Annotated in this window: 23 protein-coding genes; 11 read left to right on the plus strand and 12 right to left on the minus strand. The window is 67.9% G+C overall.

What is annotated here, in order from left to right; all coding sequences use genetic code 11:
- The first annotated feature begins 18 nt into the window (after positions 1-18).
- The 3 genes from ACK4SE_RS07110 (at position 19) to ACK4SE_RS07120 (ending at position 4,302) form a co-directional block, all read left to right on the plus strand.
- A complete protein-coding gene (locus ACK4SE_RS07110; protein ID WP_409690463.1) occupies positions 19-2,811 on the plus strand; it encodes a TSCPD domain-containing protein in 2,793 nt (930 codons plus the stop codon).
- Between the two features lie 45 nt (positions 2,812-2,856).
- Positions 2,857-3,339, plus strand: coding sequence for a pentapeptide repeat-containing protein (locus ACK4SE_RS07115; protein ID WP_409690466.1), 483 nt, complete (start codon positions 2,857-2,859; stop codon positions 3,337-3,339).
- A gap of 75 nt (positions 3,340-3,414) precedes the next feature.
- A complete protein-coding gene (locus ACK4SE_RS07120; protein ID WP_409690788.1) occupies positions 3,415-4,302 on the plus strand; it encodes a pentapeptide repeat-containing protein in 888 nt (295 codons plus the stop codon).
- Between the two features lie 2 nt (positions 4,303-4,304).
- On the opposite strand, the gene aspS is transcribed toward ACK4SE_RS07120, so the two are convergent.
- Positions 4,305-6,086: an aspartate--tRNA ligase gene (gene aspS, locus ACK4SE_RS07125; protein WP_409690469.1), complete on the minus strand. Its 1,782-nt coding sequence runs from the start codon at positions 6,084-6,086 to the stop codon at positions 4,305-4,307.
- Positions 6,087-6,293: 207 nt separating this feature from the next.
- On the opposite strand from aspS, the gene ACK4SE_RS07130 reads away from it, so the two are divergent.
- Both ACK4SE_RS07130 and ACK4SE_RS07135 read left to right on the plus strand, forming a co-directional pair.
- Positions 6,294-6,962 carry a chromosomal replication initiator DnaA gene (locus ACK4SE_RS07130; protein ID WP_409690472.1) on the plus strand — a complete coding sequence of 223 codons (669 nt, stop codon included), beginning with the start codon at positions 6,294-6,296 and terminating at the stop codon, positions 6,960-6,962.
- A gap of 103 nt (positions 6,963-7,065) precedes the next feature.
- Positions 7,066-7,350: a hypothetical protein gene (locus ACK4SE_RS07135; protein WP_409690474.1), complete on the plus strand. Its 285-nt coding sequence runs from the start codon at positions 7,066-7,068 to the stop codon at positions 7,348-7,350.
- A gap of 79 nt (positions 7,351-7,429) precedes the next feature.
- Here ACK4SE_RS07135 and clpX read toward each other — a convergent pair whose 3' ends face one another.
- Positions 7,430-8,698 carry an ATP-dependent Clp protease ATP-binding subunit ClpX gene (gene clpX / locus ACK4SE_RS07140; protein WP_409690476.1) on the minus strand — a complete coding sequence of 423 codons (1,269 nt, stop codon included), beginning with the start codon at positions 8,696-8,698 and terminating at the stop codon, positions 7,430-7,432.
- A 197-nt stretch (positions 8,699-8,895) separates the two neighbouring features.
- Between clpX and ACK4SE_RS07145 the strand changes: the two genes are divergently transcribed.
- Entirely contained in the window at positions 8,896-9,546 is a 651-nt protein-coding gene (locus ACK4SE_RS07145; RefSeq protein ID WP_409690479.1) for an HAD-IB family hydrolase, read from the plus strand.
- On the opposite strand, the gene ACK4SE_RS07150 is transcribed toward ACK4SE_RS07145, so the two are convergent.
- On the minus strand, positions 9,543-10,184 hold the full coding sequence (locus ACK4SE_RS07150; RefSeq protein WP_292104510.1) for an ATP-dependent Clp protease proteolytic subunit: 642 nt from the start codon (positions 10,182-10,184) through the stop codon (positions 9,543-9,545). The two genes, ACK4SE_RS07145 and ACK4SE_RS07150, sit on opposite strands and share 4 nt — an antisense overlap.
- 177 nt (positions 10,185-10,361) lie before the next feature.
- Positions 10,362-11,702, minus strand: a complete 1,341-nt coding sequence (gene tig / locus ACK4SE_RS07155; RefSeq protein ID WP_409690481.1) for a trigger factor — start codon at positions 11,700-11,702, stop codon at positions 10,362-10,364.
- 175 nt (positions 11,703-11,877) lie between these two features.
- Between tig and ACK4SE_RS07160 the strand changes: the two genes are divergently transcribed.
- Positions 11,878-12,570, plus strand: a complete 693-nt coding sequence (locus tag ACK4SE_RS07160; protein ID WP_409690484.1) for an MBL fold metallo-hydrolase — start codon at positions 11,878-11,880, stop codon at positions 12,568-12,570.
- Here the strand turns inward: ACK4SE_RS07160 and ACK4SE_RS07165 are convergent.
- Complete coding sequence (locus ACK4SE_RS07165; protein ID WP_409690487.1) at positions 12,567-12,836, minus strand: hypothetical protein; 270 nt, start codon at positions 12,834-12,836, stop codon at positions 12,567-12,569. The genes ACK4SE_RS07160 and ACK4SE_RS07165 overlap by 4 nt on opposite strands.
- Before the next feature lie 121 nt (positions 12,837-12,957).
- Between ACK4SE_RS07165 and ACK4SE_RS07170 the strand changes: the two genes are divergently transcribed.
- Together ACK4SE_RS07170 and ACK4SE_RS07175 are read left to right on the plus strand one after the other, a co-directional pair.
- Entirely contained in the window at positions 12,958-13,116 is a 159-nt protein-coding gene (locus ACK4SE_RS07170) for a hypothetical protein (protein ID WP_409690490.1), read from the plus strand.
- A gap of 104 nt (positions 13,117-13,220) precedes the next feature.
- Positions 13,221-13,442, plus strand: coding sequence for a general stress protein (locus tag ACK4SE_RS07175; protein WP_409690493.1), 222 nt, complete (start codon positions 13,221-13,223; stop codon positions 13,440-13,442).
- Between the two features lie 20 nt (positions 13,443-13,462).
- On the opposite strand, the gene egtB is transcribed toward ACK4SE_RS07175, so the two are convergent.
- Positions 13,463-15,610, minus strand: a complete 2,148-nt coding sequence (gene egtB, locus ACK4SE_RS07180) for an ergothioneine biosynthesis protein EgtB (protein ID WP_409690496.1) — start codon at positions 15,608-15,610, stop codon at positions 13,463-13,465.
- Positions 15,611-15,788: 178 nt separating this feature from the next.
- On the opposite strand from egtB, the gene ACK4SE_RS07185 reads away from it, so the two are divergent.
- Positions 15,789-16,361, plus strand: a complete 573-nt coding sequence (locus ACK4SE_RS07185) for a sigma-70 family RNA polymerase sigma factor (RefSeq protein WP_409690499.1) — start codon at positions 15,789-15,791, stop codon at positions 16,359-16,361.
- Positions 16,362-16,371: 10 nt separating this feature from the next.
- Here the strand turns inward: ACK4SE_RS07185 and ACK4SE_RS07190 are convergent, their stop codons facing one another.
- From ACK4SE_RS07190 to ACK4SE_RS07210, 5 genes are all read right to left on the minus strand, one after another.
- Positions 16,372-16,500, minus strand: coding sequence for a hypothetical protein (locus ACK4SE_RS07190; protein ID WP_409690502.1), 129 nt, complete (start codon positions 16,498-16,500; stop codon positions 16,372-16,374).
- Between the two features lie 122 nt (positions 16,501-16,622).
- Positions 16,623-17,825, minus strand: coding sequence for an acyl-CoA dehydrogenase family protein (locus ACK4SE_RS07195; RefSeq protein WP_409690505.1), 1,203 nt, complete (start codon positions 17,823-17,825; stop codon positions 16,623-16,625).
- A gap of 177 nt (positions 17,826-18,002) precedes the next feature.
- Positions 18,003-18,308, minus strand: coding sequence for an SCP2 sterol-binding domain-containing protein (locus ACK4SE_RS07200; protein ID WP_409690507.1), 306 nt, complete (start codon positions 18,306-18,308; stop codon positions 18,003-18,005).
- Between the two features lie 100 nt (positions 18,309-18,408).
- A complete protein-coding gene (locus tag ACK4SE_RS07205; RefSeq protein ID WP_409690510.1) occupies positions 18,409-19,797 on the minus strand; it encodes a UdgX family uracil-DNA binding protein in 1,389 nt (462 codons plus the stop codon).
- The gene (locus ACK4SE_RS07210) at positions 19,797-21,008 is read right to left on the minus strand and encodes a putative DNA modification/repair radical SAM protein (RefSeq protein WP_409690513.1); all 1,212 of its coding nucleotides are present in this window, start codon (positions 21,006-21,008) and stop codon (positions 19,797-19,799) included. The genes ACK4SE_RS07205 and ACK4SE_RS07210 overlap by 1 nt, the downstream gene beginning before the upstream one ends.
- Positions 21,009-21,222: 214 nt before the next feature.
- Here ACK4SE_RS07210 and ACK4SE_RS07215 point away from each other — a divergent pair, with 214 nt between their 5' ends.
- The gene (locus ACK4SE_RS07215) at positions 21,223-22,515 is read left to right on the plus strand and encodes a dicarboxylate/amino acid:cation symporter (RefSeq protein WP_409690516.1); all 1,293 of its coding nucleotides are present in this window, start codon (positions 21,223-21,225) and stop codon (positions 22,513-22,515) included.
- 16 nt (positions 22,516-22,531) lie between these two features.
- On the opposite strand, the gene ACK4SE_RS07220 is transcribed toward ACK4SE_RS07215, so the two are convergent.
- Positions 22,532-23,008, minus strand: coding sequence for a hypothetical protein (locus tag ACK4SE_RS07220; protein WP_409690519.1), 477 nt, complete (start codon positions 23,006-23,008; stop codon positions 22,532-22,534).
- Positions 23,009-23,079: the final 71 nt, after the last annotated feature.

Below are 23,079 nucleotides of genomic sequence, written 5' to 3' on the forward strand. Positions count from 1 at the left end.
ATGGCCGCGGAGACATCAATGCGCTTTTCATCCCGGTTCGCTGATTCCGCCGCCGCCGTAGCTTTGGAGCCGCGCACCGTGGAGCGGCCAGACCGCGTCCAGACCGTCGTGGCGCCCGCCGGCTGGTCCTCCGCCCGCGTCGAGGCCTGGCTGGACTGGGCCGAGACATTGCCCGGGGACCTGCCCAATCTCGCCCCCGAAGCCCTGACCGCGCCCCTGCATCCTGGACTGCTGGATGGCGGACCCGGCCGCTGGGCGGTTCGCCTGGCCGCCTGGGGCCACGCCCTGGGCCTGTTCGAGAGCGTCGGCGTCGCGCGAGGCTTCGCTGAGGAACTGATCGGCGCCGTGCAGATGGGGCTCGCCGCCCCGGGCGCCACAGCACCCGGCGGTCACCGCATCCATCCGGTCGCCGACGACGAAGGCCTGGTGACGGCGGACCGCTACGTGATCGACCTGGCCGATCCCGCCGCCGCCGCACGACTGAGCCGCCATGCCGGCGAGGCTCAGACCCGGCGGCTCAGCCAGGACGCGATGGACGCCCTGCGCCGCAAGCTTGGCGCGGTCGCCGACGCCGTGGACCGCTGCGAGGGCCCCGACCTGGATTGCGCCGACCCCCGACACAATCCCGCTCTGGCCCGGGCCGCGCACGCAGCCCGCGCGGCCGGCGCACGGGACGCCGACATCCTTCTGGCGGCGCGCGGACGCCTGCCGGAGATCGGCCTCATCGAAGCGCCCGCCCCTCGCCCGGTCGTCGCCCTTTCCGACCGCGCCCTCGCCGCGTCCGGGGCCCCCGAGACCCGTCCCGCCGTCGAGGCGGCGCTGGTTTCCGGTCGCGTCACGCTGGCGTTCGACCCCCGTGACGCCGCCGCGCTCGACGGCGCCCTTGCGGCGCCCACGGCCGCCATCAACCTCGCGGCCGCATACGATCCTGTGGCCCTAGAGCCCCTGGCGCGCCTCATGACCACGGCGCTGGAGATCGAGGCGGCCTGCGGCTTCACCGGCGCAGCCGACGACGCCGCGTGGCGCTTCGGCGTCCGTCAGATCACCCTGGGGCTTGCGGGTGTGGGCGAAGCCCTCATGGCTCAGGGGCTGGCGACCGGCGGCGAACCCGGTCACGCCTGGATCGCCGGTCGTGCGGCTCTTGTCCATGCCTCGGCCATGGCCGCCTCAGCGGACATGGCGGCCCGGATCCGCGCCTGCCCCGACTGGCCCGATCACGCCGAGGAGACGCTTGCCCTCACGACGGCGCGCGCGGAGGCGGCCGCGGCACTCGGCGTCGACGGCGAGCCGGCCGCCAGGCTGTACGATCACGCCCTGAAAATCGCGCGCAAGCACGGCCTTCGCCACGCGCTCATTGGTCTGGTCTGCGACGACCCCGAACTGGCGCTCCGGCTCGGCGCGCATCTGGAGCACGCGGCGCCCCACCGTATCCTCATCGAGACCGCCGAGGGCGAAACCTCCCACGCGCTGTCGCCCCATGCGGCCACGGCCATAGCGAGGCTGGGTGGCGACGTCGAGGCTGCCGAGCGTCAACTGCTGGGGCGGCGCGCCCTGGTGGAGGCGCCGGGCCTGGACCATGCTGCCCTGCGGGCGTTCGGCTTCACGGATCTTGAGCTTCAGGCTGTAGAGACCGCCCTCGCGACGGTTCACCGGCTCGAGGACGCCTTCCTTCCTGTGCTGGACGCGGGCTTCCTGCATGACGTGCTTGGGATCACCGCCCAGGACCGCGAAAACCCGGGCTTCGACCTCCTTGCCCATCTGGGCGTCAGCGACGAGGACCGGGCCTGCGCCGCCGCCTACGCCTTCGGCCATTCCGACCTGACGGACTGGAACGAAGCGTCGCCTGACCTGCGCGCCGTTCTCGGTGTCGACCCGGCGGCCGTCGCCGCCGCCGTCTCGCCGTTCAGCGACCTGCCGGACCTGACGCCGGAGCGTCTGGACTGGGACGCGACCAGCGAACAGGCCATGCGGGCCGTGTCGCGCCGGGCCTTGGCCGGGGCGCGCGCCATCCGCCTCGTCGCGGACCCCGCCCCGCCCGGCGATCTCCTCGACCTGCCTCCAGCTGACACGCCCGGGCTCCGCCCGCCCCAGTCTGACAACGTCGAGCGCCATGTTTCGGAGCGGGTCGTCGAGAAGGTGGTCGAACGCGACCGCACCCGCCGCAAGCTGCCCGACCGCCGCAAGGGTTACATCCAGAAAGCCGCCGTAGGCGGCCACAAGGTCTACATCCACACCGGGGAATACGACGACGGGGAGCTGGGCGAGATCTTCATCGACATGCACAAGGAAGGCGCCGCCTTCCGCAGCCTGATGAACAATTTCGCCATCGCCATCTCTATCGGCCTGCAATACGGCGTCCCACTGGACGAGTTCGTGGACGCCTTCGTCTTCACCCGTTTCGAGCCTGCGGGCCGCGTCACCGGCAACGACTCCATCAAGTCGGCGACCTCCATTCTGGACTACATTTTCCGCGAACTGGCGGTGAGCTATCTGGACCGCTCCGAGCTGGCTAACGCTGACCCGGACGCCCTGAACGCCGATGGCCTCGGCGGGGGCGAAGGCGGCGACGCGGAAGCCGTCCCCGCCGCCCGATTCATCTCCAAGGGCTTTGCCCGGGGCGCCGCGCCTGACAATCTGGTGGTCCTGCCATTCGGGCAGAAGAAGGACGCGACTCAGGCGCCCTCCGCCCCTGCCGAGCCCTTGGCCGCAGCCTGCCCGTCGTGCGGGGATTTCGCCCTCCAGCGCAAGGGGCCGGGCTATGAATGCGATTCCTGCGGGGCCGCGCCACAGCTGAATGAAACGGGGCGTTAGGCCCTGATCTTGCATGATGGCAGCCGTCATTCGCGGAGTCCCGTCATGAGAATTGTCATCGCCGCCCTCGCTGTCCTGGCGCTCGCCTCGCCGGCTGCGGCGCAAAACGCCGGCCAGGTCGGCCGTGCGGTGTCCGGCTCCAGCTGCCCGGGGTGCAATCTGTTCCAGGCGGACTTCAACGGACTGGAGCGATCCGGACTGGATTTCAGCCGGGCGCGCCTGCGTCAGGCCGACCTCAGCCTGACCATCCTGAACGGCGCGCGATTTTCCAACGCGGACCTCCGGGACATCGAAGCCTACGGCGGGGTGTTCGCCTCGGCCAGCTTCGCGGGTGCTGATCTGACCAACGCCAGCCTCGTCGGCACGCACCTGCGCGGCGCCAATTTCGCGGGCGCGACCCTGACCGGCGCGAATCTGTCAGGGGCCGACCTGGGCGGCGCGCGCGGTCTGACCCAGACCCAGCTGGACCGCGCGTGTGGCGACGCCACGACCGCTCTTCCCGCCGGCCTTCACATTCCGCCTTGCTGAGGACGCGCGCAGGGCGCGGACGTTACCGCGATTTAAGTGGTTCCTCATGCACTTAAGCGGCATGGATTAGGCGTGATGAAACCCGCCGCCCGCACTTTTCGCCGTTTCGCCGTCGCCTTCGCGGGCGTCGCTGCGGCCATGGCTGCAACCGGCGCCGCCGCCGAGATAACCCTTCAGGATCGCGACGTGGCCCGCCTGGTCTCGCTGGGCGGGGCTTGCCGGGGCTGCGAGCTGTCGGGTCGCGACCTGGGCGGCGCCAGCTTCACCGGCGCGAATTTTTCCGGCTCGGCCCTGGTGGGCGCCAATCTGCGCGGCGCCCAGCTCGTGGGCTCCAATTTCAGCGGCGCAGACTTCACTCGCGCCGACCTGCGCGGCGTGACTATCGTCGGCGCCAACTTCACGGGCGCGGCGTTCGACAACGCTAACCTGGCCGGCGCCACCGCCCAGGGGGCCCTGTTCACCGGCGCCAGTCTCAACAACGCGAGTCTGACCGATGGGGAACTGGTGGGCGTGAATTTCCGGGGCGCGGAACTGGCCGGCGCGCGGCTACGCGGCAGCGAGCTGTTCGGCGCGGACTTCAGCCACGCCGAGGCCCCCCGCGCCGATTTCAGCAACACCCAGTTGACCGCCGCCAATTTCCGCGGCGGCGATTTCCGCAACGCCAGCTTCCGGGACGCCAACCTCAGCGCCGCACAGCTGGGCGACGGCGATTTCGCGGGCGCGGACTTTTCCGGCGCCGACCTGTCCCGCGCCGATATCCGGGGATCGGACCTGTCCCGCGTTCGCAACCTGACACAGGGTCAGGTGAACGACGCATGCGCCGACACCTCCACCAGATTGCCGTCGCGCCTGAGCAACGCCGCCGGCTGCTCGGGGACCCGGCGCCATGTCCGCATGCCCGTGCCGCCGCGCCCGCCCGTGGCTCCGGCGCCCCGACACATCATCGGTTACGGCGCCGACTAGCGTCAGACCTTGATGGGCGGAGCCCGGCGGATGTGCAGCTCCTTGAGCTGACGCTCCTCGACCTCGGACGGCGCGTTCATCAGCAGATCCTGCCCCTGCTGGTTCAGCGGGAAGGCGATGACCTCGCGGATGGCGCTCTCGCCCGCCAGCAGCATGACGATGCGGTCGATGCCCGGCGCCAGACCGCCATGCGGGGGCGCGCCGTAGCGGAAGGCGTTCAGCATGCCGCCGAACTCCGCCTCGACCACCTCGGGGCCATAGCCCGCGATCTCGAAGGCCTTCAGCATGATCTCCGGCTTGTGGTTCCGGATTGCGCCCGAGCACAGCTCATAGCCGTTGCAGACGATATCGTACTGGTAGGCCAGGATATCCAGCGGGTCCTTGCTCTCCAGCGCCTCCAGCTCGCCCTGCGGCATGGAGAAGGGGTTGTGGCTGAAGTCGACCTTCTTCTCTTCCTCGGACCACTCGAACATGGGGAAGTCCACGATCCAGCAGAAGCGGAACGCGTCGTCCTTGACCAGGTTCAGGTCCAGACCCAGCTTGATCCGGGCATTGCCTGCGAACTTGTGGAAGGCGGCGGGATCGCCGGCGGCGAAGAACACCGCATCGCCCTGCCCCAGACCCAGCGCTGTCATCAGGACGTCGGTGGCGTCGCCGCCCAGGTTCTTGGCGATGGGACCGCCCCAGGCGCCCTGATCCTCGGACCAGAACACATAGCCCAGCCCCGGCTGGCCCTCGCCCTGCGCCCACGAGTTCATGCGGTCGCAGAAGGCGCGCGAGCCGCCGCCGGGCGCCGGGATGGCCCAGACCGCGTTCTTGGCGTCGGCCGCGAGGATCTTGTTGAACAGGCCGAACCCGCCGTCGCGGAAGTGATCGGACACGTCCTGCATCTCGATGGGGTTGCGCAGGTCCGGCTTGTCGGTGCCGTACTTGGCGATGGACTCGCGATAGGGGATGCGCACGAACGGATAGGGATCGACCTCCTTGCCGTTGGAAAACTCCTCGAACACGCCATGCATGACGGGCTCGATCGTCGCGAAAACATCCTCTTGCGTGACGAAGCTCATCTCCACGTCGAGCTGGTAGAACTCCAGCGACCGGTCGGCCCGCAGGTCCTCGTCCCGGAAGCAGGGCGCGATCTGGAAATAGCGATCGAAGCCCGACACCATCAGCAACTGCTTGAACTGCTGCGGCGCCTGCGGCAGCGCATAGAACTTCGACGGATGCAGCCGGCTGGGCACCAGGAAGTCCCGCGCGCCCTCGGGCGACGAAGCGGTCAGGATCGGCGTCTGGAACTCCAGGAAGCCCTGCCCCACCATGCGCTGACGGATCGAATGGATCACCTTCGACCGCAGCACGATGTTGCGGTGAAGGGTCTCGCGGCGCAGGTCCAGATAGCGGTGCTTCAGCCGGATTTCCTCGGGATACTCGGGCTCTCCGAACACCGGCAGAGGCAGCTCGGCGGCCTCGGACAGCACCTGCACCGCCTTGACCTGCACCTCGATCTCGCCGGTAGGCAGGTTGGCGTTCGCGGTTTCCGGTGTGCGGTTCACCACCTCCCCGTCGACGGAGATGACGCTCTCGGCCCGCAGCCGCTCCACCGCCTCGAAGCCCGGCGTGGCGGGGTGCAGCACCAGCTGCGTCAGGCCATAATGGTCGCGCAGGTCGATGAACAGCAGGCCGCCGTGGTCGCGCTTTCTGTGCACCCAGCCGGACAGACGGACGGTGGAGCCCGCGTCAGTCGCGCGAAGGGCGCCGCAGGTGTGGGAGCGATAGGCGTGCATGGTGGTATCCGGGGCCGAAAATCAGCAGAAAAGGAAGGCGCGGAAGGGCGCATTATCCCCCCGGAAAGTCAAGGTGGGCCCATGTTCCGCCACGGCATTTCAAGGGACTGGGGCTATGAAATCATCCACAGACCGCTGACGATCCTCCACCACCCCGTCGGGTTGTGTTCTGGCGCGGCGGCGGGGCCGTTCTGATATAGGGCGGGGATGACCGCCGACCGGACCGATCAGCTGAAACTGGAACTGGAGCGCGACACGCCGTTCCGGGCGGATGATTTCGTCGTGTCCGACTGCAACCGCGCGGCCGCCCTGACCCTGGCAGGGTGGCCCGACGCGGCTGCCGGACTAGGCGGGGGCGTGCTGTCCCTGTGCGGACCGGCCGGATCGGGCAAGAGCCATCTGGCCGCCGTGTGGGCCGAACGGGTGGGCGCGGTGCCCCTGCACGGCGCCGAGGCCGCCCTCGTCGATCCCATGGAGCTGGAAGGCCGCCCTGTCCTGCTGGACCGCGCACCCGAGGCCGATGACGAGACCCTGTTCCACCTGCTGAACCTGGCGCAATCGCGCGGCGGGGCCTTGCTTCTGGTGTCGCGGAAGTCGCCCGCCCTCTGGCCGGTCACGCTGCCGGATCTGCACTCCCGCCTGAACGCCATCCGCAACGTGGCGCTTGAGGAGCCCGACGAGGCCGTGCTGGCCGCCATGCTGGAGCGTGCCTTTGATCGCCGCAGCATCCGTCCCCATCCGGACGTGATCCCCTATCTGGTGCGCCGCATCGAGCGCTCGGCCCAGTCGGCCGAGACCGTCGTGGATCGCCTCGACGCCCTGCACCGGCCGGTCACCCGCCGCCTCGCAGCCCAGATCGTCGACACGCTGACCTGAGCCGGGAAGCCCGTCGGCGCCCGGGAACCCGGAGGAGCGCCGCGCCACGGTGCAACTGAACCTCAGCTTGACCGTTGACGAGGCTCAATCGAGGAGGATTGCCATGCGTTTGATGATCGTCGCCGCGAGCGTCGCGGTTCTGGGCCTTGCGGCCTGCAATCAGCAAGAAGAAGCCCCGGCCATGGACGAGACCGTCGCGGCCGAGGATGTGGCGGTGGACACCGCTGCGACCGAGCCTGCGCCGCAAGGCGCGCCGGTCGTGGACTCCGCCATGCAGGACACCGCCGTTCCCGCCCCGGCCAGCGGGCCCGGTCCGGTGACCGACGACGTCCGCGCGGACGCCCAGACCGAGGCGGAATCCACCAATCTTCACCCGCGCACCGAATAGGCGCACCATTCTGGCAGGCACAAAAAAGGGCGGGTCTCGCGAGAGGCCCGCCCTTTGATTGTCTGTGGTCGAGCCGCGATCAGGCGGCGCCGTCCTGCTGCTTCTTTGGCTTTTCGGCGTAGATCAGCAGCGGCTGAGCGCGGCCCTCGACCACCTCGGCGTTGACCACCACCTCTTCCACACCCTCATAGGTGGGCAGTTCGAACATGGTCTCGAGCAGGATGCCCTCCATGATCGAGCGCAGGCCCCGGGCGCCGGTCTTGCGCGTAATGGCTTTCTTGGCGATCGCCGTCAGGGCGTCGTCGGTGAAGGTCAGGCCCACATTCTCCATCTCGAACAGACGGCCGTACTGCTTGATCAGGGCGTTCTTGGGCTCGGTCAGGATGGTGACCAGCGCCGTTTCGTCCAGATCTTCCAGCGTCGCCAGCACCGGCAGACGGCCGATGAACTCGGGGATCAGGCCGAAGCGCATCAGATCGTCGGGCTCGACCTCCTTGAGGATGTCGCCCATGCGGCGCTCGTCGATTTCCTTGACCTTGGCGCCGAAGCCGATGGAGGCCCCCACGCCGCGCGCCGAAATGACCTTCTCAAGGCCCGCGAAAGCGCCGCCGACGATGAACAGGATGTTGGCCGTGTCCACCTGCAGGAACTCCTGCTGCGGGTGCTTGCGGCCGCCCTGGGGCGGCACGGAGGCCACGGTGCCCTCCATGATCTTCAGCAGGGCCTGCTGCACGCCCTCCCCGCTTACGTCGCGGGTGATGGAAGGGTTGTCGGACTTGCGGCTGATCTTGTCGATTTCGTCGATGTAGACGATGCCGCGCTGGGCCCGCTCGACGTTGTAGTCGGACGCCTGCAGCAGCTTCAGGATGATGTTCTCCACGTCCTCGCCCACATAACCGGCTTCGGTCAGGGTGGTGGCGTCGGCCATGGTGAAGGGCACGTCGATGATGCGCGCCAGCGTCTGGGCCAGCAGCGTCTTGCCCGAGCCCGTAGGCCCGATCAGCATGATGTTGGACTTGGCCAGTTCCACGTCGTTGTTCTTCGTGGCGTGGTTCAGGCGCTTGTAGTGGTTGTGGACGGCGACGCTCAGCACCTTCTTGGCGTGGCTCTGGCCGATCACGTAATCGTCAAGGACTTCGCGGATTTCCTTGGGCGTGGGCACGCCGTCCTTGGACTTCACGAAGGCGATCTTGTGCTCTTCACGGATGATATCCATGCAGAGCTCGACGCACTCATCGCAGATGAACACGGTCGGTCCGGCGATGAGTTTACGCACCTCATGCTGGCTCTTCCCGCAGAAGGAGCAGTAAAGGGTGCTCTTGGCGTCGCCACTGGCGGCTTTGGTCATCGGCCTTCTCACTCTCGCGTCCCGAAACGGTCCGGGCGCGCCTCCTTCCGTCACGATTCGCAAATCCTGCGCCGGAAGGTCTTCAAAAAATGACAATCACCCATCCGAAGGCCCATCACAACCCCGACGAGGCGAACCGGCGCCGGGTTTTCACGGGATGGACGAAGCGGGGGAAAGGTCGTTACGGTCATTCCCAGATGGGAAATCTCGCACCACTTCGCCAGCCCCTGATCACGGGTCCCGCGCCGGGCCAGCCTGTTGTCGCCTTCGATTTCGACGGGACCATGACCGTGAAGGACAGTTTCACCGATTTCCTGCGCTGGCGCGTGGGCACGGTCGGCTATCTGTTCGGCATGGTCCGACTGGCCCCGGCCGCCCTGTCCTATCTGCGTACGAAGGACCGGGGCGCCATCAAGGCCGCAGCGGTTGCGGAATTCCTCGACGGCGTGGATCGAAAGACCCTGAAGGGCCTGGCCGAGACCTTCGCCGGGCAGGCCTGGGGCCGGCTGATGCGTCCCGACGCCCTGGCTTGCTGGAACGACTGGGGCGCAAAGGGCGCGCACCGGGTCATCGTCACCGCCTCGCCCGAGATCACTGTGGCCCCCTTCGCCCACCGCCTGGGCGCCGAGGCCCTGCTGGGCACCCGGCTGGCCTTCGATCACGACGACCGCATCACCGGCGCCTTCGTCGGCGAAAACTGCCGGGGCCCCGAGAAGGTCACACGGCTCAAGGCCGCCTATGGCGAAGAGGTCCGTCTGACCGCCGCCTACGGCGACACCTCGGGCGATACCGAAATGCTGGCCATCGCTGACCAGCCCGGCTTTCAGGTGTTCACGGCCAAGCCCTAGCTCTTCTTGGGTTCTTCGGCCGCCGCTTCCTCGCGCTGCTCATAGACGTGGTCCACCAGACCCCAGTCCTTGGCTTCCTGGGCGCTCATGAAGTGGTCGCGGTCCAGGGTGCGTTCGACTTCTTCATAGGTCCGGCCGGTGTGCTGAACGTAGATTTCGTTCAGGCGGCGCTTGGTCTTGATGATGTCCTCGGCGTGGCGCTCGATGTCCGAGGCCTGGCCGCGGAAGCCGCCAGAGGGCTGGTGCACCATGATGCGGGCGTTGGGCAGCGACACCCGCTGGCCCGCCGCACCCGCCGTAAGGATCAGCGAACCGGCCGAGGCCGCCATGCCCATGCACACCGTCGAAACCGGCGACTTGATGTACTGCATGGTGTCGTAGATCGCGAGCGCCGACGTGACGATGCCGCCGGGGCTGTTGATGTACATGGAGATTTCCTTCTTGGGGTTCTCGGACTCCAGGAAGAGAAGCTGGGCGCAGATCAAACTGGCCATGCCGTCATCGAACGGACCGGTCAGGAAGATGATGCGCTCGCGCAGCAGGCGCGAGAAAATGTCGAAGGCCCGTTCACCCCGGCTGGATTGCTCCACCACCATGGGGACGAGGTTGCTCTGGATGTAGTCGATCGGATCGCGCATGAAGGCCTTCTCGAAGCTGCGTGCGTGCGCGACTCGGGCGCCGCGCATCGTTGCATCCTGATATCGCGTTCCGGGGCGGCCGTTGCAAGGTGGGCGTCGCCCGTCACGGCGCCTGCGACGAAAAAGGCCCCGAACCGATCCGGTCCGGGGCCTCAGAAAGCGGGTTTCAGCCCGGTCCTATTCCTCGTCGTCCTTCAGCAGCTCTTCCTTGCTGATGGGCTCATCCTTGACCTCGGCCTGGTCGAAGATCAGGTCGCAGACCTTTTCCTCATAGATTGGGGCGCGCATGCCCGCCGCGGCGTTGGGGTTCTGGCGATAGAAGTTCAGCACCGCCTGCTCCTGGCCCGGATAGTTGCGGGCCTCGGCGAGGATGGCGTTGTTCAGTTCCTGGTCCGTCACGGTGACGTTATTCTCGCGGCCGATCTCGGCCAGAACCAGGCCCAGACGCACGCGGCGCTCGGCGATCTTGCGGTACTCTTCCTTGAGCTTCTTGTCCGACTTCTTGGCGTCCGCCTCGGTCAGACGACCGGCTTCCTTGTCGGCCTCCACCTGTTGCCAGATGCCGTCGAACTCGGCCTCGACCATCTTGGGCGGCAGGTCGAAGGAGTGCTTCTCGTCCAGCTGGTCCAGAAGGGCGCGCTTCAGCTTGAAGCGGGCGGCGCCCTTGTATTGCTGGTTCAGGTTGTCGCGCAGCAGCTCCTTGAGCTTGTCCAGCGATTCCAGGCCCAGACGCTTGGCGAAGTCGTCATCGACCTTGCTGTCCTTGGGGGCCTTCAGCGCCTTGACCGTGACGTCGAAGGTCGCGGCCTTGCCGGCCAGATGGGCGGCTTGATACTGCTCGGGGAAGGTGACCTCGATGGTCTTCTCCTCGCCGACCTTGGCGCCGGTCAGCTGCTCCTCGAAGCCGGGGATGAAACGGTTGGAGCCGATGATCAGGTCGGCGTCCTCGGCCGAACCGCCCTCGAACGCCTCGCCGTCGATCTTGCCGACGAAATCGATGGTCAGCTGGTCGCCTTCGGCGGCCTTGGGAGCCTTGCCGCCCTTGTCCTCATAGGTCTTGGCCTGGCCGGCCAGTTCCTTCAGCGCCTCGTCCAGATCGGAATCGGCCGCCTCATAGACCGGGCGGGTCAGCTTCAGCGACTTGGGATCTACCGGCTTGAACTCCGGCATGACTTCCAGCGCCATCTCGTAGGAAAGATCTTCCTGGCCCGCGACCACCTTGTCCATGTCGGACACCAGCTTCATCTCGGCAGGAGCGGCCGGACGCAGCTTGGCGTCGTCCAAGGCCTTCTGGCTGGACTGGTTCAGGGCGTCATTGACGATCTCGCCCATCAGGTCGCGGCCGTAGGTCTTGCGCACGTGCGACACCGGCACCTTGCCGGGACGGAAGCCCTTCAGCTTCATCTGCGGGGCGACTTCGGCCGCCTTGGCGTCCAGCTTGGCGTTCAGCTCGGAAGCGGGGATGGTCACCGCGATCACGCGGCTGAGACCTTCGGCGGACTTTTCGACAACTTGCATGGACGTGTCTGACGCTCTGTGGCGGCGCTGTGAAAACGAGCGCGCGCGGATGGAAAATGCGAAAAGGGCCGCCCCGTGCGGAAGCGGCTCCTCGAAGCCCGCCCTTATGTCGGCAAGGGCGGTTCAGGTCAACGACCGGGTTTCGTTTGGCGCCGTGCGTGGCTATCTGAAAGTCATGACCCAGCCCGCTTCTCCCCCCACGTCGCCAATCGGCGTCTTCATCGCCCCCGTCACCCCGCTGCAGCAGAACTGCACCGTCGTCTGGTGCACCGCCACCAGCAAGGCGGCGGTGATCGATCCGGGCGGCGGCGTGGACATCATCCTGGCCGAGGTCAAACAGCGCGGCCTGATCCTGGATCAGATCTGGATCACCCACGGCCACATCGACCATGCGGGCGGGGCGGCGGAGATGAAGGAGAAATCCGGCGTCTGCATCGAGGGCCCCCACCCCGAGGATCTGTTCCTGATCGAGGGCCTCGCCGCCCAGGGTCAGATGTACGGCATGCCCGAGGCCCGGTCCTTCGAGACGGACCGCTGGCTGGACGAGGGTGATGTGATGACGCTCGGTGAAACCACGTGGGAGGTCCGCCACTGCCCCGGGCACACGCCGGGCCATGTGATCTTCTTCAACCGGGCGGCGCGGTTTGCCCAGGTGGGCGATGTATTATTCAAGGGCTCTATCGGCCGCACGGACTTCCCGCGCGGCGACCACCAGACCCTGCTGAATTCGGTGGTGACCAAGCTATGGCCGCTGGGAGACGATGTCACCTTCGCCCCCGGCCACGGGCCGGTCTCGACGCTCGGAGAGGAGCGTCGGACCAACCCGTTTGTCTCGGACGCGGCGCTGCAACGCGCCGGACGCGCTTAGCGGCGCAGAAGCATTCCCAGCACGACGCCGACGCCGACGGCGCCGAGGCTGCTGCGCACGGGATGGGCGCGAATGGTTTCGCCTGCGCGCTGCGTGCGGTCTTCCGCCCAGCTGCGGCCTTCACGAAGGCGACGCTCTACCCGCGCCGTCATGGGCGCACGACCTTCAACGGTGTCCGGCTGCGCCGACGTCAGGTCGGGGCGCGGCGCAAGGTCGGTGTCATAGGCGTTGGTGGTGGTGTCGTTCTGGTTGAACGTATCGGTCATGGAAATCTCCTGGAGGTCGGGATGGGACGCCCCATCAACCCGAAGCCGGCGCCGCCGGTTCCAGCTTGGCGGTGAACATGCACGATCGCGGCGCGTTGCTCTCCGGACAAAGGAGATCATCATGACCTACATCGAACCCACGCCTCCGGGCGGACCGTCCCCCGAGATCGAACCCGGCAATGTTCCCGGCCCGGAGATTGATCCCGCAGATACGCCCACCGAAATGCCCCCGCTCGAGCCGGGCGGCGGCGAGGATGGGGACTCCCGGCCTCACGACTGACGACCCGCGAATTACGATCCGCAAGCGGAACCATGGCGGGGGCCCGGGGTTCAGTTTTCAACAGCAAAGCACGCCTGACAGGCGAACCGAAAGGAGCCCCCGACATGGCTGAAGGACAGACCCCGCGCGCGTCCGGCGTATCCAAGCGCGGCTTCGCGTCCATGGATCCCGAACGTCAGCGCGAAATCGCCCGCAAGGGCGGCGCCAGCGTCCCCAGCGAGAAGCGCAGCTTCTCCCAGGACCGCAGCCTGGCCGCACAGGCCGGCCGCAAGGGCGGTGAGGCGTCTCACGGCGCCCGCAAGCCCGAGAAGAACGCCCAGGGCTGATCCGGCTCTGCCGCTGACGATCAGGCCCCGAGCAGCACCAGCGCAACGCTGGGCTCGGGGCCGACGTACAGATCCCGCACCCTCCATCCTGCAGACTCCGCCAGCGCCGTCACCCGGTCCGGCGTGAATTTGCGCGAGTTCTCGGTGTGAATGGTTTCGCCCTCGCGGAACCGGAACTTGCACCCCGCTGCCGTCACGACCTGATCGCGGCGTGCACGCAGATGCATCTCGATACGCGACTCGTCTTCATTCCAGAGCGCCAGATGCTCAAAGGCCGACAGATCGAAGCCCGCGTCCGCCTCGGTGTTCGCCCGCTCCAGAAGATTGAGATTGAACGCCGCCGTCACCCCGGCTGAATCGTCATAGGCGGCGATCAGCACCGCAGGGTCCTTGACCAGATCCACGCCCAGGATGAACAAGGCGCCCTCCCCCAGCATGGCGCGCGCGTCCGTCAGGAACGCTCGCGCCTCCTCCGGGTCCAGATTGCCGATGGTCGAGCCCGGGAAGAAGCCGACGCGACACCCCCCCGGCAGGCCGTCCGGCAGCGCCGCCGGATGCAGGAAGTCGCCCTCCACGGGTCGGACATCCAGCCTGGGATAACGCGCCCGGATCCGGACGGCCGCCGCCTCCAGCGCCGTCTGGCTGATGTCGATGGGCACATAGGCGGCCACGCCGGAAGCGGCGTCCAGCAGCACCTCGGTCTTCTCGCTGGCCCCGCTGCCGAATTCTACCAGCACCGCGTCCTCGCCGATGGCCTCGGCCAGCCGTGGTGAGACCTCTTCCAGCAGGGCCGCTTCCTGCCGGGTCGGATAGTATTCCGGCAGGCGGGTGATGTCCTCGAACAGGCGCGAACCGGCCGCGTCATAGAACCACTTCGGCGACATGGCCTTGGGCGAGGCGGACAGCCCCTCGATCAAGGCCCGGGCGAACGGCTCCAGATCATCGGTCCCTTGCGAGCGTCGCGCGGGCGCGTCCTCGGCCAGTCTCAGTCCCATAAGTTGCCACCTCTGGTGCGGATAGAAAAAGTTGCGGTAGGTCGCCCGCGAATGCTCCGCCGCCGTGGCCCAGGAGCCGCCGCGCGCCACCATCTGGTTGGCCATGAACTTGCCGTTGTACTCGGCCGCCGTGCCCCCCGTGGCGCGAAAGCCGGGATAGGGCAGGTAGGCGCTGCCGGTCCATTGCCAGACCTGATCGAAGGCGTTGTCCAGCGCCCCCTGCCCCGCCGCGTGCTCCCACTCGAACTCGGTGGGCAGACGCTTGCCGGACCAGCGGGCGAAGGCGTCGGCCTCGTAGAAGCTGACGTGGCGCACCGGGGCGTGGGAATCAATGGCCTGAGGGCCCGCCAGGGTGAAGACCCGCCAGTCGTCCCCCTCGCCGCGCCAGTAATCGGGCGCGGTCCAGCCGTGGGCCTGAACCGCCACCCACCCGTCGGCCAGCCAAAGCTCGGGCCGGCGATAACCGCCGTCGGCCATGAAGCCCAGCCAGTCGCCATTGGTCACCAGCGACCGGGCGATCCGGTACGGCGCCAGCATGACCGGGTGCGCCGGCCCCTCATTGTCGAAGGCGAAGCCCGCACCGTCGTGGCCCGCGCTGACGAGCCCGCCGTCGAAATCCGTCCATCCCCGATCCGCGCTTGCCGCCTGCGGTCCGTCCGGCTCGGCAGCGTAGGCCGCCGGCTCCAGCGGCGAGCAGGACATCAGATGCAGCAGGTCGGTCAGGAACAGCTCCTGATGTTGCTGGTCGTGATTCAGGCCCAGGTCGAACAGATAACGCTCGTGCGGATCCGCCAGCCCCTCGCCCAGAAAGGCGATCATGCGACGGTCGATCTCGCGGCGATAGGCCAGCACCTCGTCCAGCGACGGGCGCGTCATCAGGCCCCGGCTCGGCCGCGCCACCCTCGCCCCCAGCGCCTCATAGTAGGAGTTGAACAGCCGCCCGAAACGCTCGTCCACCGGCTGATAACCGGGCCGTCGGGCCAGCAGCATCACCTCGAAGAACCAGCTGGTGTGGGCCAGGTGCCACTTGCCCGGGCTGGCGTCGGCCATGGACTGGGCGCCCAGGTCCTCGGCGGACAATCCGGCGGCCAGATCGGTCATGCGCGAACGCACGGCGCGGTAGCGATCCGTGTCCTGACGGGATGCGCCGTCGATCCTGCTGGCGATGGTCATGGCGTGACGCCCCCCATGTGCTGAACGTCCATTCGCCCTTCCGCCTGAAGTCTAACTCCCCGGCTTCAGGCGCGTTCCCCAAATGTGCCGAGCGGCCGGAACACTCTGTTTGGCCTCGCGTTCTCAGCATCGTCCGCCGGATGTGGCGGTCCTCGTTCCTGTCCGCAAGGTTGCGCCCATGTCCGCTCGCGCGTCTGTTGTTGATTCGCGCCCTGAAGAGGACGCTGAGACTGACACCGGCATCGCTGAGCCCGCGGCGTGGCGCGAACAGGTCATCGCCTTGATCCCGTCCCTGCGCGCCTTCGCCTGGTCCCTGTCACGCGACCCGTCCGACGCCGACGACATGGTGCAGGAGACCCTGACCAAGGCGTGGACCCATCGCGACAAGTTCCAGCCCGGCACCAATCTGCGCGCCTGGCTTTTCACCATCCTGCGCAACAGCTGGTACACCGCACTCTCCAAGCACCGTCGCGAGACGGCGGACGAGGACGGCAAGATGGCCGCCACCCTGACCAGCCAGCCGTCCCAGGAATGGTCCGTGGAGTTGCACCAGCTTCAGGCCGCCCTGAACCGTTTGCCGCCGGAGCACCGCGAGGCGCTGATCATGGTCGGCGCGGCAGGCCTGTCCTACGAAGAGGCCGCCGAGATCGCGGGCTGCGCCCTGGGCACCATCAAGAGCAGGGTCAACCGGGCGCGCAACCGTCTGGCGCAGATCATGGGCATAGACCGCGAGATGGAAGACGCCGCCTAGCTGCGCCCGCCTAGTTTCTTTTGTCGCCCTTTGCCGACGGCGCGCCGCTGAGCCGCCGGGCATGGTCTTCCAGAAACACGGGCGTCCCCTCGGCTTCGATTCGGCGGACAGCCGCCTTCAGCACCGCGTCGGCGCGCATGGGCGCGGTTTTCCCGCGCTTTTCCGAGTCTTTGGCCAAACCGTCCCCCGACGCGCTGCAATGGCCAAGCCTGACACGATCCGCCGCCCGTGTCGCGGACAGATGAGGGAACGACGGTCCGCCTATTTCACAGCGTGCCTGGCGTATTCCAGCCGCGCGATGGTGCGGTTGTGGACCTCGTCCGGGCCGTCGGCGATGCGCAGGGTGCGGACCATGGCGTACATGGCCGCCAGATCGGTGTCGCCCGACACGCCCGCCCCGCCGAACGCCTGTATGGCGTCATCGATGACCTGCAGCGCCATCTTCGGCGCCGCCACCTTGATCTGGGCGATTTCGGATCGGGCGTTCTTGACCCCTACCTCGTCCATCATCCAGGCGGCCTTCATAACCAGCAGGCGGCACATCTCGATATTGGTGCGCGCCTCGCCCACCCGTTGCTCCCACACCGAATGCTCGGCGATGGTCTTGCGGAAGGCGGTGCGGGTCAGAAGCCGGCCGACCATCAGCTCCAGCGCCGCCTCCGCACAGCCGATGGTCCGCATGCAGTGGTGGATGCGGCCCGGCCCCAGCCGCCCCTGGGCGATCTCGAAGCCCCGGCCCTCGCCCGCGATCAGGTTCTCGGCCGGAACGCGCACGTTCTCCAGCACCACCTCGGCGTGGCCGATGGGAACCTCGTCATAGCCGAACACCGTCAGCATCCGCTCCACCCGGAAACCGGGCGTGTCCGCCGGTACGATGACCATGGACTGCTGGGCGTGGGTGGAGGCGTCCGGATCCGTCTTGCCCATGACGATGGTCACGGCCAGATTCGGGTGCGCCATGTTGGTGGACCACCACTTGCGCCCGTTGACCACATAGTGATCGCCGTCCCGCTCGATGCGGGTCTGGATGTTGGTGGCGTCCGACGAGGCCACTTCCGGCTCGGTCATCAGGAAGGCCGAGCGGATCTCGCCGGCCAGCAGGGGCTTCAGCCAGCGATCCTGCTGGGCCGCGTCCCCGAACATGTGCAGCACTTCCATGTTGCCGGTGTCGGGGGCGTTGCAGTTGAACACCTCCGCCGACCACAGCGCCCGGCCCATGATCTCGGCCAGCGGCGCATACTCCATATTGGTCAGGCCCGCGCCGTCCTCGCCGGGCAGGAACAGGTTCCACAACCCCTCCGCCCTCGCCTCGGCCTTGAGCCGCTCCATGGTGTGCGGCTGGGTCTTGGGCTCGGCCCGCACCTCGGCCCAGTAGTCGGCGGCGGCGGGCAGGACGCGCGCGTCCATGAAGCGCTTCAGGCGATCCTGCCAGTCAAGCGCGCGGTCGGAATGCTGGAAATGCATGAGGTCAGGCTCCGTTATCTCCCTCCCCCTGCGGGGGAGGGTCGTCAGCGCGGAGCGATGACGGGGTGGGGACGCCTCAAGCGAAAAAGCGCGGGCCTTTCGCCGAGCCCTCCCCACCCGGTCGCTTCGCGACCGCCCTCCCCGTACGGGGAGGGAGAATGTTCTGGCGCTTAAGCCTTAGCGCTTCAGCAGCGGGGCCAGCTTCTGGGCGATCATCATGTCGCCGGCGATCTTCAGCTTGCCCTGCATGAAGGCCATCATGGGATCCAGCTTGCCTTCCGACAGGGCCATGAAGTCATCCCAGCTGATGGTCACGACGGCGTCGGCGGGCTTGTCCTCATTGGTCACGGTGTTCGGGACCGAGGCGCCGTCGATGTAGATCTGGCCGGTGTCGCCCAGGTCGATCTTGACGGTCTTGCCCAGACCCGAGTTCTCGCCGACGGCGCTGCGGATATGTTCGGTAACGGAAGCCAGATCGGCCATGGTCGTCTCCCTTGTTCTAGGTTTGATGCGATGGGTAGCCCCCGGCGCGGCGGGCCACAAGATCACCTAGCGTCAAGACCGCAACAGTTTCGTGAGGCGCTCACCCCGCCAGCGTCCGGGCCAGACGCAGGTCGTCGACGAACTGAGCGTGGGCCGCCGCCTTCACTGCGGGGTCCGGGACCCGCAGCAGATAGGACGGGTGGTAGGTGATCACCCCGCGGCGATTGTCGAAGCGGGCCTCTCCCCGGCATCGGATGATCGGCTGCGGCTTCCCGGTCAGGGCCAGGGCCGCCGTGGCGCCCAGGGCCACGATCACGCGGGGCCGCACCAGCTCCAGTTCCTTGTCCAGCCACCATCGATAGTGCTTCACCTCCCCCGCCGTGGGCGACTTGTGCAGCCGCCGCTTGCCGTCCTGCACGAACTTGAAATGCTTGACCGCATTGGTGACGTACAGGTCCGCCCGATCCAGTCCGGCCTCGGCCAGCGCCCGGTCCAGCAACTGCCCCGCCGGCCCCACGAAGGGCCGTCCCTGCACATCCTCCTGATCCCCCGGCTGCTCGCCCACCAGAGCGATGGCGGGGGTCAGCGGCCCCTCCCCCCGCACCGCCCGCACGCCCCCGCTGACAAACGGGTCCGCCGCCGCGATGATGCGGTTCAGCGCCTCCAGCGTCGTCGGCTTCTGGTCCGCCATGGCGGCCACCGCCTTCTCGGGGTTGCGCTTGAGAGGCGTCGACGCCTCCCGCTCGATCATCTCGCGCACCCGCGCCGGCGCGCCCCGGATCAGCTCGGGGATCGACGCGGCCTCGGGCAGGTTGCGCCAGTATCGGCGCGGCATCTCCGACGCCATCATGCGCGGATTGACCCGCGCCGGATTGAAGGTGCTCTCGTAATAGGCGCGCCAGCCGTCCTCGAACGGGTCGCCGTCGGGCGCATCCTCCCGCCGCGCGGGCGGACCGAAGCTCAGCGCCGCCCCGTCCCAGCAAACCGACCCCAGCGGCGTCAGGATCGACCAGCGCATGGAGCGAAACCGGTCCACGAAGAACGGCGCCGCCGACTCCAGCACGAAATGCTCCGGCTCGAACCAGGCGGCGAACCGCTCGCCCCCCTCCCCCTCAATGCGGCGAAAGCGGACAAAGGCGTGCATCTTGTGGATCTCGCGCCGCACCGCCTTGTCCATCTGCTCCAGCCGGTGGACCAGCGGATCGCTGGCGATCTCGGCCAGCGCCCGCTCACCCCGGTGGATGCGCCAGACCAGCTGGTACAACAGGGCGAACCGCTGCGGGTCCGCGTGGCGCACGCACGACTGGATCAGCGCCCCGGCCCGGCGCGGCAGGATCAGCGGCGGGCCGTCCGGCGGCGCCTGGCCGAACAGGGCGCTCCCGCTCCAGTCCACCGCCTCTGGCTTCGCCTCCGCCGCCACCAGCCCGCGCGCCGCCCGGCGAAATCCGTCCAGATCAGCGCCCGGCGCCAGGGCCACCGCCCAGTCCATCAGAACAGGCTCAGCTGCCGCGCCGGCGGCGTCAGCATCTCGCGCAGGTCCGCCCGGTCGGTCAGCTTCAGGGGGCTGTGGTCCGAGGCGATCAGGAAGGGCCGCGCCCGCTTCAGCGCCGGCGACAGCCGCGCCAGATCCGCCATGCCCAGCCGCGTGTGCCGCCGCGCCTTCAGAATGCGGTCCACCGCCCGAACCCCCAGCCCCGGCACCCGCAATAGCAACTCCCGATCCGCCGTGTTCACATCGGCGGGAAAGCGGTCCCGGTTCTTCAGCGCCCAGGCCAGCTTGGGATCGATCTCCAGATCCAGCATGCCGCCGTCCCCGCCCTCGGCTACTTCGAGCGGCGTGAAGCCATAGAACCGCAGCAGCCAGTCCGCCTGATACAGCCGGTTCTCCCGCTGCAGCGGCGGCGCCTTGATGGGCAGGGCGGCGCTGGCCTCCGGAATGGGACTGAAGGCCGAATAATAGACCCGCTTGAGCCCGTAATCCCCGTACATGCGCGCCGAGGACTGCAGCACGTCCGCATCCGTCGCCGCATCGGCGCCCACGATCACCTGGGTGCTTTGTCCGGCGGGCGAGAACCGCCGCCGCTCCGCCTTCGCCTCCGTGATCCGCTCGCGCATCTGGCCCATGGCCTGGCGGATGGTCCCGCTGTCCTTTTCCGGCGCAAACGCCTTCAGCCCCGCATCGGTGGGCAGCTCCACATTGATGGACAGCCGGTCCGCCCACAGCCCCGCCTGTTCGATCAGCCAGGGACTGGCCTCCGGTATGGTCTTCAGATGGATGTAGCCGGCGAATCCGTGGTCCTGACGCAGCGATTTGGCCACCCGCACCAGTTCCTCCATGGTGTGGTCCGGCGAGCGGATAATGCCCGACGACAGGAACAGCCCCTCGATGTAGTTCCGGCGATAGAACTCGACCGTCAGCCGCACCACCTCCTCCACCGTGAACCGCGCGCGGGGCGTGTTGGAGGAGCGCCGGTTGATGCAATAGGCGCAGTCGAACAGGCAGTAGTTGGTCAGCAGCACCTTGAGCAGCGAGACGCAGCGCCCGTCCGGCGTATAGGCGTGGCAGATGCCGGCCCCTGTGGTGGACCCCAGCCCGCCGGGCGGCGCCTTGCGCTTCTTCGCCCCCGACGACGCGCACGAGGCGTCGTACTTGGCGGCGTCAGCCAGAATTCTGAGTTTTTTCGAGAGCTTCTCGTCCATGCGGGGACAATGGCACGCGTTCTTCCTTTGTTCCAGTCGCCACACAGTCCGTCTTGCGTTCGGGCGGTCACATCTGCTTCATGACCGCATTGGATGCGTTCGGGGGCCGTCGTCCTTGCTGACGCCGGTGCATCCGTGAAGGCCGCGCAGCCGCCGGAGGGCTGAGGCGCGCCGCCCTTCTCCTCACCATGGTTTCAAGACTCAGGACGACTGCATGACCCTGGACAGCGACTCCGTTGACGAACGTCCGCGCAGCCTTGCACACCGCTACTGGTTCGGGGTCGTGCTGTGGAAGCGCATCCTGCTGGCGCTGGTCCTGGGCGTCATCGTCGGCCTGATCTGGGGCGAAGGCGCCGGCCAGATCCGCTGGCTGGGCGACCTGTTCGTGCGTCTGATCCAGATGGTCGTGGCGCCGCTGGTGTTTGTCACCATCGTCTCCGGCGTGATCAGCCTCAGCGACCCCAAACGTCTAGGCTCCATCGGGGTGAAGGCGGTGTCGCTTTACGTGCTCACCAGCCTGACGGCCATCACGGTCGGCATAACCCTGGCGCTCCTCATCCAGCCCGGCGCCGGTGTGGACTTCTCGGACGCGATTCCCCGCGAAGGTCTTGAGGCGGCCCAGCCGTTCGCGGGCATGATCGAGATGATCGTGCCGACCAATCCCATCGCGGCCCTGGCCTCGGGCCAGATTCTGGCGGTGATCTTCTTCGCCCTGCTTCTGGGCGCGGCCATTCTGGTTTCCGGCGAGGCGGGCAAGCCGCTGGCCGACGTGTTCAACTCCGCGTCCGAAGCCATGCTCAAGCTGGTCGGCTTCATCATGGAAGTGGCGCCCTTCGGCGTCTTCGCCCTGATCGCCTGGGTCATGGGCACCACGGGCCTGTCCGCCTTCGTCAATGTGGCCCTGCTGGCCCTGTGCGTCGTGGTCGGCTGTATGGTCCAGATCCTTGTTTTCCATGGGGGGATCATCAAGCTGTTCGCCCGGCTTCCGGCCTGGCCGTTCTTCCGCGACGTGACCGACGCGGGGCTGGTGGCCTTCTCCACCTCCTCGTCCTCGGCCACCCTGCCGGTGACCATGGCGGTGGCCGAGCAGAATCTGGGCATCAAGAAGCCGGTCTTCTCCACCGTCCTGCCGCTGGGCATGACCGTGTCCATGGACGGCACCGCCCTGTACATCGGCATCCTCGCCGTCTTCGCCGCCCAGGCCTTCGGCATCACCCTCAGCGCGTCCGACTACGCCCTGATCGTGATCACGACCCTGCTGGTGTCCATCGGCACCGCCCCCGTCCCCTCGGCCTCGCTGTTCATGCTGGCGGCGGTGCTTCAGGGGATCGGCGTCGATCCGATGCAGACCGCCCTGCTGGTGGGCTTCGTCCTGCCGTTCGACCGCATCCTCGACATGACCCGCACCGTGACCAACGTCATCAGCGACCTGGCCGTCGCCACCGTCGTCGGCAAGTGGGAGAACGAGATCGACGTCGAGGCCTACATCGCCCCGCCGGTGAAGTAGCGGCGCGGCGGCGGGTCTACGCTCGTCGCCCGCCCCGCACCGCCAGCGCCACCACGGCCACGCCGGCCGCAACGATCAGCGCGTCCTCGATCAGGCCGCTGCGGGTCTGCCCGATCCGCCGGATGCCCGCCTTGCGCCCCGCCAGGGTGGCGTAGGCCAGCGGCACGGCTGTCCCGACCGCCAGCCCGGCCCCCAGCCGCTCATGGCCGCGCGGCGCCAGGGCCGCCCCGGCGATGCCGGCGCTCATCACCCGCGCCAGCAGGCCCAGAAACACCGTCCGGTCCGGCGCCGAGCGCATCTTGTCGCCCAGCAGCTCGCCAACGCCCATGAACAGGGCCCCGCCCTTGAACAGCGGATGATCCAGCAACAACAGCCGCCCCGGCGTCCTGCGCCGCATCAGCCGCGCGCCGGCGATGGCGGCCATGGGCGTCATGGACCGCGCACTGGCGACCGCGCCGATGAGGACGGAGGGGAGCAGGTTGAGAGGGTTCATGCTGCGTCAACAGCGAAGGGCGAAGGAAGTTCACCGGAATCGCTGGCGGGGCCCGGAGGGCCCGTCCTGCG

Origin of the sequence: Brevundimonas sp., assembly GCF_046293315.1 — a bacterium.
In the GTDB taxonomy this organism is placed as follows: Bacteria; Pseudomonadota; Alphaproteobacteria; order Caulobacterales; family Caulobacteraceae; genus Brevundimonas.

Excerpts from the sequence above, each read along its gene's own strand:
- ACK4SE_RS07110 (WP_409690463.1), top strand. The coding sequence starts at position 19 with ATGCGCTTTTCATCCCGGTTCGCTGATTCCGCCGCCGCCGTAGCTTTG.
- ACK4SE_RS07115 (WP_409690466.1), top strand. The coding sequence starts at position 2,857 with ATGAGAATTGTCATCGCCGCCCTCGCTGTCCTGGCGCTCGCCTCGCCG.
- ACK4SE_RS07120 (WP_409690788.1), top strand. The coding sequence starts at position 3,415 with ATGAAACCCGCCGCCCGCACTTTTCGCCGTTTCGCCGTCGCCTTCGCG.
- aspS (WP_409690469.1), bottom strand. The coding sequence starts at position 6,086 with ATGCACGCCTATCGCTCCCACACCTGCGGCGCCCTTCGCGCGACTGAC.
- ACK4SE_RS07130 (WP_409690472.1), top strand. The coding sequence starts at position 6,294 with ATGACCGCCGACCGGACCGATCAGCTGAAACTGGAACTGGAGCGCGAC.
- ACK4SE_RS07135 (WP_409690474.1), top strand. The coding sequence starts at position 7,066 with ATGCGTTTGATGATCGTCGCCGCGAGCGTCGCGGTTCTGGGCCTTGCG.
- clpX (WP_409690476.1), bottom strand. The coding sequence starts at position 8,698 with ATGACCAAAGCCGCCAGTGGCGACGCCAAGAGCACCCTTTACTGCTCC.
- ACK4SE_RS07145 (WP_409690479.1), top strand. The coding sequence starts at position 8,896 with ATGGGAAATCTCGCACCACTTCGCCAGCCCCTGATCACGGGTCCCGCG.
- ACK4SE_RS07150 (WP_292104510.1), bottom strand. The coding sequence starts at position 10,184 with ATGCGCGATCCGATCGACTACATCCAGAGCAACCTCGTCCCCATGGTG.
- tig (WP_409690481.1), bottom strand. The coding sequence starts at position 11,702 with ATGCAAGTTGTCGAAAAGTCCGCCGAAGGTCTCAGCCGCGTGATCGCG.
- ACK4SE_RS07160 (WP_409690484.1), top strand. The coding sequence starts at position 11,878 with ATGACCCAGCCCGCTTCTCCCCCCACGTCGCCAATCGGCGTCTTCATC.
- ACK4SE_RS07165 (WP_409690487.1), bottom strand. The coding sequence starts at position 12,836 with ATGACCGATACGTTCAACCAGAACGACACCACCACCAACGCCTATGAC.
- ACK4SE_RS07170 (WP_409690490.1), top strand. The coding sequence starts at position 12,958 with ATGACCTACATCGAACCCACGCCTCCGGGCGGACCGTCCCCCGAGATC.
- ACK4SE_RS07175 (WP_409690493.1), top strand. The coding sequence starts at position 13,221 with ATGGCTGAAGGACAGACCCCGCGCGCGTCCGGCGTATCCAAGCGCGGC.
- egtB (WP_409690496.1), bottom strand. The coding sequence starts at position 15,610 with ATGACCATCGCCAGCAGGATCGACGGCGCATCCCGTCAGGACACGGAT.
- ACK4SE_RS07185 (WP_409690499.1), top strand. The coding sequence starts at position 15,789 with ATGTCCGCTCGCGCGTCTGTTGTTGATTCGCGCCCTGAAGAGGACGCT.
- ACK4SE_RS07190 (WP_409690502.1), bottom strand. The coding sequence starts at position 16,500 with ATGCGCGCCGACGCGGTGCTGAAGGCGGCTGTCCGCCGAATCGAAGCC.
- ACK4SE_RS07195 (WP_409690505.1), bottom strand. The coding sequence starts at position 17,825 with ATGCATTTCCAGCATTCCGACCGCGCGCTTGACTGGCAGGATCGCCTG.
- ACK4SE_RS07200 (WP_409690507.1), bottom strand. The coding sequence starts at position 18,308 with ATGGCCGATCTGGCTTCCGTTACCGAACATATCCGCAGCGCCGTCGGC.
- ACK4SE_RS07205 (WP_409690510.1), bottom strand. The coding sequence starts at position 19,797 with ATGGACTGGGCGGTGGCCCTGGCGCCGGGCGCTGATCTGGACGGATTT.
- ACK4SE_RS07210 (WP_409690513.1), bottom strand. The coding sequence starts at position 21,008 with ATGGACGAGAAGCTCTCGAAAAAACTCAGAATTCTGGCTGACGCCGCC.
- ACK4SE_RS07215 (WP_409690516.1), top strand. The coding sequence starts at position 21,223 with ATGACCCTGGACAGCGACTCCGTTGACGAACGTCCGCGCAGCCTTGCA.
- ACK4SE_RS07220 (WP_409690519.1), bottom strand. The coding sequence starts at position 23,008 with ATGAACCCTCTCAACCTGCTCCCCTCCGTCCTCATCGGCGCGGTCGCC.